This is a genomic window from Salinispora goodfellowii, from assembly GCF_059570675.1.
The window spans coordinates 38,926-52,691 of record NZ_JCANTD010000031.1 but is presented as its reverse complement, the minus strand read 5'-3'; the positions used below and the strand labels follow the sequence as shown (position 1 = coordinate 52,691).

Sequence of the window (13,766 nt, the reverse complement as noted above, 5' to 3'; positions counted from 1 at the left end):
CAACTCCCCCACCGAATGACCCACCACAAAATCCGGAACCACACCCCACGACTCCACCAACCGAAACAACGCCACCTCAAACGCAAACAACGCCGGCTGCGCCCACCCCGTCTCACCCAACACACCACCCGAATCCACAAACATCACCTCACGCAAATCACCCCCCAACAACGACCCAAACACCCCACACACCTCATCCAACACCCCCGCAAACACCGGAAACGCCCCCGCCAACTCCCGACCCATCCCCACCCACTGCGAACCCTGACCCGAAAACAACACCGCCGTCCGACCCGACACCACCCGACCCGACACACCACCACCACCAACCAACTCCCCCAAACCAGCAACCAACCCCCCCACCTCCCGACCCACCACCACACCCCGATACTCCAAACCCGCCCGACCCACCCCAAGAGTCAACCCCACATCCACCGCCCGCTCACCAGACACAAAACCCCGCAACCGCTCCGCCTGACCCACCAGCCCCGACACCGACCGACCCGACAACGGCCACAACACCACCGGCGACTCCACCACCCCCACCGACTCACCAACACCAACCAACGGAGCCCGCTCCACCGCAGACTCAGACACCCCCACCGCAGACACCACCAACTCCACCCCAGACCCGAACGACCCAGACCCGGACCCAGACGACCCCACCCCAGACCCGGCAGCCTCAACCGACGGAGCCTCCTCCACAATCACATGCGCGTTCGTACCACTAATCCCAAACGACGACACAGCCGCCCGCCGCGGCCGCCCCGTAACCGGCCAGTCAGCCGAATCAACCGCCAACCGCACCGCACCAGCACTCCAATCCACATGCGGACTCGGCTCATCCACATGCAACGTACGAGGCACCACCCCATGCCCCATCGCCATCACCATCTTGATCACACCAGCCACCCCAGCAGCAGCCTGGGTATGCCCAAGATTCGACTTCACCGAACCCAACCACAACGGCAACTCCCGACCCTGACCATAAGTCGCAAGAATCGCCTGCGCCTCAATCGGATCACCCAACGTCGTACCCGTACCATGCGCCTCCACCACATCCACATCAGAGGCAGAAAGCCGAGCATTCGCCAGGGCGTCGGCGATGACGCGACGCTGCGAGGGACCGTTGGGGGCAGTGAGGCCGCTGCTGGCGCCATCCTGGTTGACCGCGGTGCCGCGTACGACGGCCAGCACCCGGTGCCCGTTACGCTGGGCGTCGCTGAGTCGCTCGACGAGCAGCACCCCGACGCCCTCGGCCCAACCGGTGCCGTCGGCGGCGGCAGCGAACGGCTTACACCGGCCATCGGAGGCCAGACCCCCTTGCCGGCTGAAGTCGACGAACGTCTCCGGGGTGGCCATCACCGTCGCGCCACCGGCCAGCGCCAGGGTGCACTCCTCCCGGCGCAGAGCCTGAATCGCCAGGTGTAACGCGACCAGTGACGACGAGCAGGCGGTGTCCACCGTGATCGCCGGCCCCTCCAGTCCCAGCACGTACGCGACCCGGCCGGAGAAGATGCTGCCGGCGTTGCCGTTGCTGAGAAAGCCCTCCAGCTCGGCGGGCACCGTCGGCAGCCGGGCCGAGTAGTCGTGGTACATGAGCCCGGCGAACACGCCGGTACGGCTGCCGCGTACCGAGACCGGGTCAATGCCCGCCGACTCGAACGCCTCCCAGGACGCCTCCAGCAACAGCCGTTGCTGCGGGTCCATGGCCATCGCCTCACGCGGGGAAATGCCAAAGAATTCGGGGTCGAAAAGCGCGGCGTCGGAAAGGAAACCGCCGCTCCGCACGTACGTCTTGCCGACCTTGGAACGGTCGGGGTCATAGATGTCCTCGGTGTTCCAGCCCCGGTCGTCGGGAAAGTCGGAGATGGCGTCGCCCCCCTCGACGAGGAGCTGCCACAGCGCCGCCGGACCGTCCACGCCGCCCGGAAATCGGCAGCTCATACCGACGATCGCGATCGGGTCATACTCCCGGCGCTCGGCGTTGCGTAGCTGCCGGCGAGCCTCGCGCAGATCTGTGGTGGCCCGCTTCAGGTACCCGAGAAGCTTCTCCTCGTTTCCCATCTATGTCTCCCACCACTAGCCCAGCCACAAAGCCCGGGCCAATCGCGACTCACGGGCCATCGGGACAGCAACTGTCGAAAATAGAGAGCTTCTTCAGGCATTGTTTGGTTGTTCGCGATGACCCTACGAAGCGGCGTGCGCACCCCCAACCCCCTACCGCCCCCAGAGCTCCCCCTAGCGACGGCGACCCCGCTCCGGCGACGGCGGTGGGAAGGCAGCCGATAGCCGGGGCAGCGAGACCGCCCAGCTACCCGAACCGGTCGGCGAACGCGGTCAGCTTGCGAGGTACCCGGCCAGTCCTGTCTCAGAAAAGAGCGGGGGTAGCACCCGTCCTGCCGAGTACGCCCGAATTACCTGAAGCGATAAGCTCGCACTTTGTACACGAGACGTGACCCCACCCGATAGATCGCTCAACCTTGGAGGTAAGTCCGTGTCGTGGATCACCGGCGTCCTGGACACCCTGTCCGATCTTCCGACGCCGGTGGTCCTGCTGGCCGCTGCCGCGTTCAGCACCGCCGAGTCGGGGCTCGGCCTCGGCATCGTCGTCCCCGGGGAGACCGTCGTCCTGGTACTCGGCGCCGCGATGGACAGCCCGGTCACCCTCGTCTGCCTCTTCCTGGTCGTGGGCGTGGCGAACTCCGCCGGCGACCACATCGGCTACCTCCTCGGCCGCCGCTACGGCCAACGCCTACGCGACACCTACCCCGGCCGCCAGATCAGTGCCGCAAACTGGGACCGCGCGATGGCGGCACTACAACGCTACGGTGCGTGGGCGGTGTTCCTGACCCGGCTGCTGCCCATCGTCCGTACCCTCACCCCGGCCACCGCCGGGATGGCGAAGGTGCCGTACCCGCACTTCCTTCCCGCCTCCCTCGCCGGGGCCTACCTATGGTCGGCGCTGTACGTGTTCGCCGGCGCGCTGGCCGGCGCCTCCGTGGAACGCATCGAAACGGTCATCGGTAATGCCGGCACAGCGCTCCTGGTGGTCCTGGTCGTCCTCGCACTGGTGGTGTTCCGGCACCGACGCCGACGGGCCGGGGCGGTGGCGTCGTCCACCGTGCCGCTCGTCCGGCGGTCCGCGGTACCCGCGCGCGGCGACGAGACCGGCGCAGACCGCGGGCCCCCGGCTGGTGGCGAGCGGGGATAGGCCATGTTCGACAGGGCTGCGACCGTTCGGCGACACCGGCCGACTCGTCAGACCAGCCCGGCCACGAGCCACGCCAACACTCCGAGGACCAGAAGTCGGATCGGAGATCAGCCCCAGGTCGACCACGTCCCGGTCGCAGGGCTGCTCGGCCTGCTTGACCCACGCGTAGTAGGTCGAGGCGCCGATGTTCAGGACCCGTAGCAGGAGCGCGACCGCGAACTGGTCACGGTGTTCGTGAACGAACCTCATGGCCGTCGCCGGGTTGGGTCGAGCTCCGCCGCGAAGAAAGACGCCTTATGTGGGTGATGTGTGTCAAGTACCGGTTGAGTCGAGTCGTTCGATGAGTCCGTCGAAGATCTTTTTGCGGCCGAGTTGACCTTTGTGTTCAGCGTCGTCGCGTTGGGCTTGCAGGGTGGGCCGGAACTCGATGGTGGTGACGAAGAAGGTGCAGGATTCGCAGATTGATTCGAAGTGGCAGTCGAGTTCGACGGGGCGGGCGCAGTAGCCGTTGCCGAGCATCCGGCGGTGGACCTCGGCGCGGAGTTTGCGCATCTGGGTGCCTTCGGCGTCAGCGGGCAGGTTTGGGGTCTGCTGGTGCTGGTAGAGGGCTTCGACCTTGGCGGTGACGGCGAAGTACTCGTCGGCGACGGTGCGGTCGGCGATGCGGGCGTAGACCATGGTCATGGTCATTGTCTTGTGGCCCAGCAGGGCGGCGATCGCTTCGAGGCTCATGCCGCGGTTGATGGCCTGGGTGGCCAGGGTGTGGCGTAGTTGGTGTGGGTGGACGTGGCCGATGCCGGCGTTGGTGGCGGCGCGTTGGACGGCCTTGTCGACCCGGGTGGCGGGGATCGGCCGGCCGCGGTCGGTGAATAGCAGGTCGCTGCTCTGCCAGTCGGCGCGTTCGGCGATCCCCCTCGTCGATGAGGGTCTTGGCTGCGGGGTGCAGGGGGATGTAGCGGTCGGTGCGCATCTTGCCGACGGGGGTGCGTAGCCAGTAGGCCGAGCCGATCTGGACCACGGCGTCGACGGTCAGGCCGAGTAGTTTGCCTTTGCGCATTCCGGTGCGGGCCAGCAGTTCCACGGCCAGGCGGTCGAACCGGTCGGGCAGGGCCCTGGCTGCGGTCATCATCTTCGCGGCGGCCGGGTCGTCGAGAAATTTGGGCAGGGGACGGTCCTTGAGCGGCCGGTCGGAGGCGAAGACCGGGATGCGGGGCGGGACGTCGTCGTAGTCCCACTCGGCGATACGTTCGAAGAACGCCCGTAGGTGTCCCATCCTCATACCGAGCGTGGTTCTGGACAGGCTGCGCTGCTTGCGGTAACCGGCTCTGGCTGCCAGCCACGACTTGAACGCCTCGATGTGTTGGCGGCTGATGCCGGCGACTGTGGTGACTTGCGGATGCTCTGCGACGAGGAACCCTGCCAGCTGCCGCAGGGTGGTGTCGATGACCTGGACTGACGAGGGGCGCAGGCTGATCGCGACCTGGGTCAGGTAACGGCGCATCGTGGCGGTCATCGTCGGCGCGGTCGCCGCGACGTGGTCCCAGTCGACCTCGTGCACCGACCGGGCGGCCCATGGTTTGCGCAGTGCCGGGACCGGTGCCTGGCCACGCTGGAACATCACCGCGTCCAGGCCGAACAGCGGGGTGGCCAGTGTCTTGGGCCGGTGTCCGCGCAGGGCCGTGAGCGCATCGGCGAACAGGTCACGGCCGGCGACGTACTGCTGCGCGGTGAGCAGGTCCGGCGGGCAGCCGGCGATGACCGTGATCTGCGACAGCTTCGACCACATCTTGTCGATCTCGCGGGTGTCGAAGCCGAGGCTTGCGGCCTCAGCGCGAAACGTGGCCGCGGTCTGCGGGTGCTTCTCGGCCAGGAACAGGCCCCACTTGGAGCGGGCTGCCACGACGTACTCGGCGTCAACGGCGACGCCGGTGATGACCGCGGCCCAAGCGACGAAGCCGCGCACCGGCAACGGTGCGGCCAGCCGGTCGGCTGCCGGCGCGGCAAGCCACACGTCGAAGTCGCAGAACAGGCGCGTGAACGCCTCGGTGACATGCCGGCGGCACTTGCGCGCGGCCTCGGTGTCCCCGGCGGCGACGTACTGCCCGGCGAGGCCGGCGGTCCGCGGCCCGAACGCCAGGATCCTCGTGGTGACAGCGCTCACCTGGCCACCTCCACGACGTCAGCGTGCAGGCCGTCGAGGATGTCCATCGCCTTGCGGTACTCATCGGCCAGCCACCCGTCGGCCAGATGCAGGTAGACGCGTGTCGTTTCGATCGACCGGTGCCCCGCCTGGGCCTGGATCGCCTCCAGCGCCATACCCGCCTCCCGCAGCCGCGTGAAGCACGTGTGGCGCAACTCGTGACATGTCGCGTGGGACAGCCCGGCCCGGCCGCGGGCGCCGTCGAGGATCTCATCGAGTCCGTCAGCAGTCAGCGGCTGCCCTCGACGCCGACCCTTGAGGACGACGAACACCTTATCCGTCAGCGTTTCCACGGGACGTTCCATATTCAGATAGGACGCCAGAGAGGCGAAGAAGGGCGACCCGACCGGCACGATGCGCTGACTACCGCCCTTGCCCTCGGCGACGAACACCCGGCGTTCCCCGGGACGGATATCGGCCAGGGCCAGACCCAGCACCTCGCAACGGCGCAGCCCTGCCAGCAGCATCAGCTCGACCATCGCCCGGTCCCGGAACGTGCGCAACGCCGCCAGCAACGCCGCCGCCTCCGGCGGCGTCAGCACGCGCGGCAGCAGCCGCGGCGCGCGGATCAACGGCACCCCGCGCCGTCCCGGACGGCGGGTGGCCAAGCCCCGCGGCACCGGATTGCCCGTCACCAGCCCCCGCGCGTCCAAGTAAGCGAACAGCCCCGATACCGTCGCCAGCCGGCGCTTGATCGTCGAGGCGGCCAGCCCGGCCTCGCCGTCGGCCAACCGGACCACGTTACCGCCCCGGCGCGGAGCACGCTGCGCCTCGATGAAGCCGAGCACGTCAGCAGTCGTCACCTCCGACGGCTGCTTGACCACGACGGAGAAGAACACCTTCAGATCGAATGCATGCGCGGACACGGTGTTGGGCCGCGTCCGCGCAGCGACGAACCGCAGATACTCATCCAGAAGCCCATGCCCGAGCTGCGGAACACCGTCCGCCGCCCGAACCAGGGACAAGATCATGGTATTGATGGCGGGTCTCCCTCGATCGAAGAGCACTACCAGCACGAAACTGGCGTGGCCCCTCACAGGTCACCCGCATATCAAGACGCGGACTTCAGGCTCTCATTCGCCCGCCGCAGTTCGGTGACCTCGCGGCGTAGCCGACGGTTCTCCTCGACCATCTCGCTGGTCGGCCGGTCGTGCCGCTCACCCTCGTCAGCCTTGGCCTGCCGGATCCAGTTCCGCAGCGCCTCGTGATGCACACCGAATTGCTCGGCCAGGCGCCGGATCACCGGCTTCGGATCCGACTCGCGGTACAAGCGCACAGCGCGCTGACGTAGCTCATCGGGGTACTTCTTCGGTGCTGCCACAGACACTTCCTCTCCCACGGCCGTCAGGCCATGGTCAAGAAGCTCCATAAAAGCGGGGGTAGCTCGATGGGGCTGGATGCTGTACTCAACTGCCACCGCCGTCGTCTTCCTCGTCACCCTCGGGCTCTCGAACGCCGCCTTCGCCCAATCGCCGAACCTCGTAGCATTGGGCGGCCTGTTTCAGCGAATCATGATCGTCGCGGCCTGGTCATGGCTGACCCTGCTCGCCTGGGCGACATACCGCAACAGACAACGGTCCTGGCAGAGCACCGTTGATGCCCGCCTACCAGGCAGTGCACCTGCTCAACAAAGGACAGACCTGCGACGGTCGAACTCATCAACGCCAGGCTGATTTACACGGAATACGCGATCGACTCCGCCCACACCGGGATGGACATCCATGCCGCGCACGGCCTGCGCCCCGAACCGCTTTGCTCGCGCATGCGGACACCAGCCGAGACGACCCAAAAGCCAAGCGCGCTTGGCTAACGTAGTCGGCCTCGGCATCACACCCCCTAGACCATCCTAGGAGGATGACCGAATGCGGGCGGCGAGCGGTCGCCACGGTGATGGTGATGCCGGCGGCATCACCATCACGAGCGCTTCAGCCCCGCGCTGTTGGCCGCCAACCGGGGGATGCCGTCGATCGCGCAGATCAGCAGACACCACCACCCGCGCGGGCGGGGCTGTCCAGTAGAGCTCCCGGGCAGGGACTTGACGCCGTCGACGAAGTTGCTCTCCGACCGGACGACCGGACCGGTCACCGGAACTGCATGATCGGGCTAACCCAACGCAGCAGTTCCTCCACCACCGACGGCAGCAGTGTGTCGTCGGCGACCAGCCGCTCACGCTGCATCGGATTGTCGACCAGCGCCAGCACACTGCCGGTGGTCCCGCTTGGGTGGGACCGAGACCGCAGTCGGAACGAGTGGAAGTCAGCCGAGGCTGGTCCGGTAGGTCGCGAAGGTCCACACGTGCCCCTGCGGGTCACGGCAGGTGAACTCGTACGAGTCGTGCGGCTTCGCCTCCGGTTCGAGCAGGATCTCCGCGCCGGCGGCCACCGCCTTGCGATGAAGTTCGTTCACCTCCGTGTCGGTCTCCCGACGGACGAAGGTGCCAGCCGACGCGGCGCCGAGCGCCAACGGCTCGCCGATACGCAGGGTCGAGTTGACGCCACTGATCATAATCAGACCACGCTCGCCGACCTGGAGCTCAGCGTGGTAAACGTTGCCCTGACCGTCGTCGAAGACGGCCAGCTTGGTGAAACCGAATGTGCCGGTCAGCCACTCGATGGCCTCCGCCGGGTTTTCGTAGGCGAGGTACGGGGCGACGGTGGGCGCGACGGAGGCATCGGCCATGGGGCTCTCCTCGAACTCGGTACTACGGATTGACGCAGGGCGAAACTACTCTATGCGTCCGTCGTGGCCGCTCCGACGCGACGCAAGGAACAAGTCACCGCTGGCCGGCGGCACCGCCATCTACGGGGCATCGCCGTAGGCAGCAGCGTGTTCGGCATCGTACCGTGGTGAAGTATCTTGCCTCTTGATGGTTGTCATGAGTGAGCTGTTCTCGATAGCGGGAAAGACCACCCTCGTCACGGGCGGCACCCAGGGGATCGAGAGGATGATCGCGCGGGGTTTCGCCTCGGCTGGGGTCCGGGTCTAGCTCACCGCCCGAACCAAATCCGACTGTGCGGACGCCGCCCAGGAGCTAACCGCCGTCGGTCGCGGTGCCGGCTCCTACCTTACCGGCTCGGTGGTCACGGTCGACGGTCGTCTCCGGGCACGGCCCACGCGCGGTTCAGGAGGAGGCTTTTCGGCGGTAGGTGCAGCCCGAAGGGAAGACCCTGGTTGTCCCGACACTCGACGAAGGCACCCCACTGTTCGGTCGGGGGCGCATCGGCTCCACCTCACCGCCCAACTCCACCACCCGCTTCATGGCGGCCTCGATGTCGTCGACGGCGAAGTAGAGGTAGTGCTGCGGCGGGCCCGGGTCGCGATGCATGCCACCGGGCACGGCGCTTCCGGTGTCGATCGGACCACCATGCGCCTGCACCTGCACCTTCCACCCGAACAACTCGGTGAAGAATGCGCTGGCCACCGCCACGTCCGGCGTTCCAAATACGGACCCGTTGACCGGTCCACCTGCGGGTGGGTGCAGGCGACGCGGTGCTGATCCACGCGGCGGCCGGTGGAGTCGGTACGGTGGCGGTCCAGCTCGCCCGGCTGTGGGGTGCCACGGTGGTCGGCACGGCAAGCCTGCGCAACCACGACTATCTGCGTTCACTGGGTGCCGTGCCCTCCGAGTATGGCGACGGGCTGGTCGAGCGGGTGCAGGCACTGGCGCCCGGCGGGGTCACGGCCGCTCTGGACGCCACCGGCGGTGCGGCCCTCGACGCCTCGGTGAAGCTGGTCGCCGACCCTGACCGGATCGGCACACTCGTGGACTTCGACCGGGTGGGGCAGCTCGGTGTCCGGGCCATCTTCAGCCAACGGAGCCGCGACCGGCTCGCGGAGCTCGTGGAGCTGTATGACCGGGGTGCGCCTCGGATCGAGGTCTCCGGCCGCCATCCGCTGCACCGAGCGGCCGACGCCCACCGCGAGATGGAGGGCGGCCACGTCCGCAGCAAGATCGTCATCACTTCGAATTGAGCTCCCCAACCGCGAATCGGCCCAACACGGCATTCTCGTATGGCTTCCTGCTGTCGTCACCGTCTCGCTGCCCGGCGGGCCGGGCGGGCGTGCAGGCTCGGGCGGTGAGGCCCGGTGGGCATCGGCGCGTTGGCAGAGATCGTCCCACTGCTGCTGGCTGAGCACGATGTCGCTCATGCCCGCTTCCCCCAGTCATCTTCGCGCCGTGCCGAGCGAGCCGGTGGAGGACTCCACGCTTTCCGGGCGGCGCAGCGGGTGCCGGCGAGGCGGCTGCCCGTCTTGCCGTACTCGGCGGTCTCCTCGGGTGCGATGAACCTGGACTCCGCGAGGAGGGCGTACAAGGGCGGAGCTCGCGTGCCCCTTGCTGGGGGCGAAGCGGTCGCGGGCTGTGGGGCACTATCGTTCTGGCGTGCACATCCGTTTTGACGTCCCGGCAGATCCCGCCTACCCGAGCCGCGTGGCCGCTGCGCTCACCATTGATCAGCTACGCAAGTACCTATGCCTCGGCGCCGCGCTGGCAGCGGCGGGGACGGCCGGCCTCGCCGTATCGCGGAGCCTCGGATGGGGCGACCAGATCCAGCCGCTGTGGCTGACGATGCTCATGGGTGGCCTGCTGGCGATGCTGTACTGGCCGTGGGTCCGGCTGCGCGCCCGGCGCCGGTCCAGTGGCTACGCCGTCGAGGGGGCCTATGAGATTACTGACGACAACATTCTGATGCGCAGTGGCTCGCAGTCCAGCGGCATCGCCTGGGACGGGGTCGATCAGGTCAAGGACACCCCCGAGTTCTGGATCCTGTACGTCGGTCAGATGCCGGCGACCGTAATCCCCCGCCGGTTGCTGTCTGCCGAGGACGCCGAGACGCTCCGCGCCTACCTGGCCGAACGCGGGCTACTTCAGGTCCGATGAGATCGCATTCGGGGACGAAGCCGTGTCCTGCCAATCTTGCAGTGGTTGATCAGTGACGATGCACTGACGTCACTGCACTGGCGCAGAGCCGGGCTCATGCCGAACTTCGTGGCAACCACGACATCGTCGCGGCGGCCCTTGAGGACCGCCCCGAGCATCGGCTCGGACTCGCCCCGACCGGCACCGTAGATGTTCGCGGCGGCGAAGCAGGTGATGCCGGCGTCGAGGGCGGCGTCGACGACGGCACGGGCATCGTCGATGTGGATCATGCGAACGAAGGTGTTGCACCCCAGACCGACGACCGACACCACCAGCCCGGAGTTGCCGAGACGGCGGACCTCATCATGCTCGGGCCTCCCTCCGCGTCGCGCCGGGCCGCCCGACGGCGGCCAGGTACTCCCCCGCAGTCCGGCACTACCGCGGTACGGCACGGAACCATGCCTCTCGATCACCCGGATCGGGTCCCCGCCGAGGTAACGTCGACGGGTCCTCACCGGTCACCGGCGCATAGTGGTCGAAGGTGGTGGTCAGGACGGCCTCGCCGCCGGTGAGGTCGGGAAGCGCAGCGACGACCTGCGGCACCCGCGCCGACGGCAGGGTGCCAGCCACCTCGAGGTACCCACCGGCGACGGCGGTATCGTGGACGACTGCTCCCAGCCGGCCGAGCAACGCCATCACCCTCTCCACCGCATGCTGCGGAAGGTTGACGTCGAATCGCTCAATCGGCTGGCACACCCGGGTACCGGCCCGGCGCAGCGCCGCGGCGACCACGACCGGGGCGAGATTGCGGAAGTCCGCCGCTACCGTCGAGAGGGACTTGTCGAACTTCTGGTGCGGCCTGCTCTGTCGCGGCCAGTATCGGGAGGTCATCATGGTGACCGTGCAGTCGGTGACCGGCCAGCCGTGCCGGCCCTGTCGGAGCGCGGCCCGCACGCCCTCCTCGGTGGCCGCGACGAATGCCGGTGGTAGCCGGCCGGGCTCGATACCGGGGCGAAATTCGATGCCGTGTCCGACCGGGGCGGCCTCGATGCGCAACCCCAACCCAGCCAGGTACGGGTTGCCGTACTCGTGGGCTCGCTCCTCGGCGGCTCCGGTGCCGGCGACCCGTTCGATGCAGGCCGTCAGCGTGCCGGAAAACCGCACCCGGACGCCGTACCGGTCCTCCATGAGGGCAGCCAGCACCTCTTTCTGGACCTCGCCGTGCAGGCGGATCACCGCCTCCGCCTGCTGCTCGTCGAGCCGCAAGTCCACCAGTGGGTCCTCGTCGGCCAGCTCGGCCAGGCCAGCGAACATCGCCAAGCGCTGGTCCGGTTCGACGGGCTCGACGACCGCCTGCCTGGTCGGCGGTGGGAACCGGTAGACGTGCCGCCGCGGCGGGTCCCCGATGTGCTGGCCGATGCGGGCCGACACGCCGCGTACCGCGGCGATCTGCCCGGCGGACACGCTGGGGCGCACCAGGACGCCGTCGGGCTCCATGACGGCGACCTGGGTCACCGTCTGGGGGCGCGCTTCGGCGAGCTGCACCCGATCCCGTACGTGCAGACGCCCGGACCACAACCGTAGCCAGGCCCGCCGGCCGTGCCCGTCCCGATCGACGGCGAAGACCGTACCCGCCAGTGGACCGTCCCGCTCCTCGGCGCGCGGGAGCAAGTCCGCCAGGAGGTGGCACAGCTGCCGCACCCCGGCTCCGGTGATCGCGGAGCCGCACGCCACCGGGGCGAGTTCGGCGCGGCGCACCGAGTTCCGGATCGCCCGGCGGACGTCGCTGACACGCACCGGCTCGTCGGTCAGCCACCGCGCCGCCACGTCGTCGTCGATCTCCGCCACCGCCTCCAGCACCGGTTCGGCGTCGAGGCCCACGGCCCGCACCCGGGCATCGCAGCCGCCCTGGGCGACGGCCGTGGTGAGCATGACCGCACGCGCCCCGAGCCGCTGGCGTACCTCGGCCATTACCCGGTTTACGTCGGCACCGCGGCGGTCCACCTTGTTAAGGAAGAGCACTGTCGGTACGGCGATGCGGCGCAGCGCCCGCCAAATGGCGACGGTCTGCGGCTGGACCCCCTCGACGCTCGACACCACGAGCACGGCGGCATCAAGCACGGCCAGCGAGCGCTCGACCTCCGCGATGAAGTCGGGGTGGCCGGGGGTGTCCAACAGGTTGATGCTCACATCACCGATCATGATGGACGTGACCGCCGCCCGGATGGTGATTCCGCGCCGGCGCTCCAGCGCCATCGAGTCGGTCCGCGTCGTGCCGGCGTCCACGCTGCCCAGCTGGGACACGGCACCGGCCTCGTAGAGCAGGCGTTCGGTCAGACTGGTCTTTCCAGCGTCAACATGGGCGACGATTCCGAGGTTCAACAACGCCAAGGCAGAACTCCACGGTAGGACGGTCAAGGGTCCGGATCGTGGAAGCTGCTCGCATTTGTCACTCCTCATCGTAATCGTGGTGGCTACGCGCCCTGCCCACTGAAATCAATGGCGGGCCGCCCCAGGTTGGCACGCCCGCGGCGACGCCGCCACCGATATCGACCACCATCCGAACGTGACGAGCCGACAACTAAATGCACCACAACGACCTCCCAGGCGAAAGTCGAAGGCAGGTTTCTCGGCGGACGCCCGCCCTCCGGGTACCGCCTCGCCGACGCCGGACCACACCCAACCCAGGCAAAGCCGCCGACGGCCGCCGCCTACACAAGCTCGAACCCACCCGACAACCGCCCCGCCGCAGAGGTCTTCGACCAGGACTCGTACGACGGGGTGGTGGTGCTGCTCGACAAGGAGCCGGGCCCGGACTCGACCGACCGGGTGCTGACCGCCTCAGCGCTCTGCCCGGCCAGGGCCATCCGGGTGACGCAAGGCTGAGCTGCCCGCGGCTGGGCGTCCCGGCCGGCGCTCACACCGAGACGGTCTCCGTCCGGGGTGAGTCGGCGGAGAGGGCCAGCACGGTGATCCGTTCCGCGTGTGGGGTGACCAGCTCCACGAGCAGGTCCTGCGCCGCGATCATGGCCTCGTCGGGGACCGCCGACGCGCTGACCCGCTCCAGGATGAAGACGACCCGTCGGGTGGCAGGCGTGACCTTGCTGCGGTCACAGTCGCGGTGGTTCCAGTGCCGGGTCAGCACCTCCGAACCGACCGCGTACACCACCTCACCGGGGCCCGGCTCCTCCCGCCGGTCCGTCTCGTTGAGCGGGGTGAATCCATCGCCCGGTTGGGCCGGGCGCACGACCACCGGCTCGTCGATGCTGGCGACGTCGAAGGCGCCGGCCGGAATCCCGTGCCGCACCGACACCAGGTTGTACGCGTCGACCGCGGGATTCACCCTGGGCAGCCGTCCCACCTTGGCCAGGCGGCGGCTCAACGCGTCCACGCTGGGCCGCGTCCGTCGGGGGTTGGTGCCGAACCGTCGGTACGCCTCGTGCCACGAGCCGATCGTGGGCCGGGACTCGTCGTGCGGCTGCCACCTGCCCGTT

Annotated in this window: 15 protein-coding genes and 2 pseudogenes; 5 read left to right on the top strand and 12 right to left on the bottom strand. The window is 68.3% G+C overall.

Features of this window, described 5'->3' with window-relative positions:
- Positions 1-2,067, bottom strand: a 2,067-nt coding sequence (locus tag T398_RS22215) for a type I polyketide synthase (protein WP_496449663.1), incomplete at its 3' end; no start/stop codon positions are given.
- A gap of 430 nt (positions 2,068-2,497) precedes the next feature.
- Here T398_RS22215 and T398_RS22210 point away from each other — a divergent pair.
- Positions 2,498-3,214 (top strand): DedA family protein, encoded by a 717-nt coding sequence (locus tag T398_RS22210; RefSeq protein ID WP_496449662.1) that lies wholly within the window; start codon positions 2,498-2,500, stop codon positions 3,212-3,214.
- A gap of 312 nt (positions 3,215-3,526) precedes the next feature.
- Here T398_RS22210 and T398_RS22205 read toward each other — a convergent pair whose 3' ends face one another.
- The 5 genes and pseudogenes from T398_RS22205 to T398_RS22185 all read right to left on the bottom strand — a co-directional run bounded on the left by T398_RS22205 (position 3,527) and on the right by T398_RS22185 (position 6,735).
- A complete protein-coding gene (locus tag T398_RS22205) occupies positions 3,527-3,898 on the bottom strand; it encodes a hypothetical protein (protein WP_496449661.1) in 372 nt (123 codons plus the stop codon).
- Between the two features lie 30 nt (positions 3,899-3,928).
- Positions 3,929-4,063: pseudogene (locus T398_RS22200) on the bottom strand (tyrosine-type recombinase/integrase); the annotation flags it as partial.
- A 409-nt stretch (positions 4,064-4,472) separates the two neighbouring features.
- Positions 4,473-4,715: pseudogene (locus tag T398_RS22195) on the bottom strand (phage integrase SAM-like domain-containing protein); the annotation flags it as partial.
- Between the two features lie 656 nt (positions 4,716-5,371).
- Positions 5,372-6,385, bottom strand: a complete 1,014-nt coding sequence (locus T398_RS22190) for a tyrosine-type recombinase/integrase (protein WP_496449659.1) — start codon at positions 6,383-6,385, stop codon at positions 5,372-5,374.
- Positions 6,386-6,465: 80 nt separating this feature from the next.
- Positions 6,466-6,735 (bottom strand): transposase, encoded by a 270-nt coding sequence (locus tag T398_RS22185; RefSeq protein ID WP_496449657.1) that lies wholly within the window; start codon positions 6,733-6,735, stop codon positions 6,466-6,468.
- Between the two features lie 76 nt (positions 6,736-6,811).
- Here T398_RS22185 and T398_RS22180 point away from each other — a divergent pair, with 76 nt between their 5' ends.
- A complete protein-coding gene (locus T398_RS22180) occupies positions 6,812-7,087 on the top strand; it encodes a hypothetical protein (RefSeq protein ID WP_496449655.1) in 276 nt (91 codons plus the stop codon).
- 241 nt (positions 7,088-7,328) lie between these two features.
- Here the strand turns inward: T398_RS22180 and T398_RS22175 are convergent, their stop codons facing one another.
- The 3 genes from T398_RS22175 to T398_RS22165 form a co-directional block, all read right to left on the bottom strand.
- Positions 7,329-7,499 carry a hypothetical protein gene (locus T398_RS22175; RefSeq protein WP_496449653.1) on the bottom strand — a complete coding sequence of 57 codons (171 nt, stop codon included), beginning with the start codon at positions 7,497-7,499 and terminating at the stop codon, positions 7,329-7,331.
- Positions 7,500-7,670: 171 nt separating this feature from the next.
- Entirely contained in the window at positions 7,671-8,093 is a 423-nt protein-coding gene (locus T398_RS22170) for a VOC family protein (RefSeq protein WP_496449651.1), read from the bottom strand.
- Between the two features lie 442 nt (positions 8,094-8,535).
- Positions 8,536-8,835 (bottom strand): VOC family protein, encoded by a 300-nt coding sequence (locus T398_RS22165; protein ID WP_496449650.1) that lies wholly within the window; start codon positions 8,833-8,835, stop codon positions 8,536-8,538.
- 50 nt (positions 8,836-8,885) lie between these two features.
- Between T398_RS22165 and T398_RS22160 the strand changes: the two genes are divergently transcribed.
- The gene (locus T398_RS22160; protein ID WP_496449648.1) at positions 8,886-9,386 is read left to right on the top strand and encodes a zinc-binding dehydrogenase; all 501 of its coding nucleotides are present in this window, start codon (positions 8,886-8,888) and stop codon (positions 9,384-9,386) included.
- 409 nt (positions 9,387-9,795) lie between these two features.
- A complete protein-coding gene (locus tag T398_RS22155) occupies positions 9,796-10,293 on the top strand; it encodes a YcxB family protein (protein ID WP_496449647.1) in 498 nt (165 codons plus the stop codon).
- On the opposite strand, the gene T398_RS22150 is transcribed toward T398_RS22155, so the two are convergent.
- Positions 10,281-10,607: an aldo/keto reductase gene (locus T398_RS22150; RefSeq protein WP_496449680.1), complete on the bottom strand. Its 327-nt coding sequence runs from the start codon at positions 10,605-10,607 to the stop codon at positions 10,281-10,283. The two genes, T398_RS22155 and T398_RS22150, sit on opposite strands and share 13 nt — an antisense overlap.
- 100 nt (positions 10,608-10,707) lie before the next feature.
- Positions 10,708-12,663 carry a GTP-binding protein gene (locus tag T398_RS22145; RefSeq protein WP_496449678.1) on the bottom strand — a complete coding sequence of 652 codons (1,956 nt, stop codon included), beginning with the start codon at positions 12,661-12,663 and terminating at the stop codon, positions 10,708-10,710.
- Positions 12,664-12,771: 108 nt separating this feature from the next.
- On the opposite strand from T398_RS22145, the gene T398_RS22140 reads away from it, so the two are divergent.
- Positions 12,772-13,158 carry a ferredoxin gene (locus T398_RS22140; RefSeq protein ID WP_496449645.1) on the top strand — a complete coding sequence of 129 codons (387 nt, stop codon included), beginning with the start codon at positions 12,772-12,774 and terminating at the stop codon, positions 13,156-13,158.
- 31 nt (positions 13,159-13,189) lie between these two features.
- Here the strand turns inward: T398_RS22140 and T398_RS22135 are convergent, their stop codons facing one another.
- Complete coding sequence (locus T398_RS22135) at positions 13,190-13,726, bottom strand: B3/B4 domain-containing protein (protein ID WP_496449676.1); 537 nt, start codon at positions 13,724-13,726, stop codon at positions 13,190-13,192.
- Positions 13,727-13,766 lie beyond the last annotated feature (40 nt).

Bases quoted from the DNA above. Each gene is read 5' to 3' on its own strand.
- T398_RS22205 (WP_496449661.1), bottom strand. From the start codon at position 3,898: ATGACCATGGTCTACGCCCGCATCGCCGACCGCACCGTCGCCGACGAG.
- T398_RS22190 (WP_496449659.1), bottom strand. From the start codon at position 6,385: ATGATCTTGTCCCTGGTTCGGGCGGCGGACGGTGTTCCGCAGCTCGGG.
- T398_RS22180 (WP_496449655.1), top strand. From the start codon at position 6,812: ATGCTGTACTCAACTGCCACCGCCGTCGTCTTCCTCGTCACCCTCGGG.
- T398_RS22170 (WP_496449651.1), bottom strand. From the start codon at position 8,093: ATGGCCGATGCCTCCGTCGCGCCCACCGTCGCCCCGTACCTCGCCTAC.
- T398_RS22140 (WP_496449645.1), top strand. From the start codon at position 12,772: ATGGCGGGCCGCCCCAGGTTGGCACGCCCGCGGCGACGCCGCCACCGA.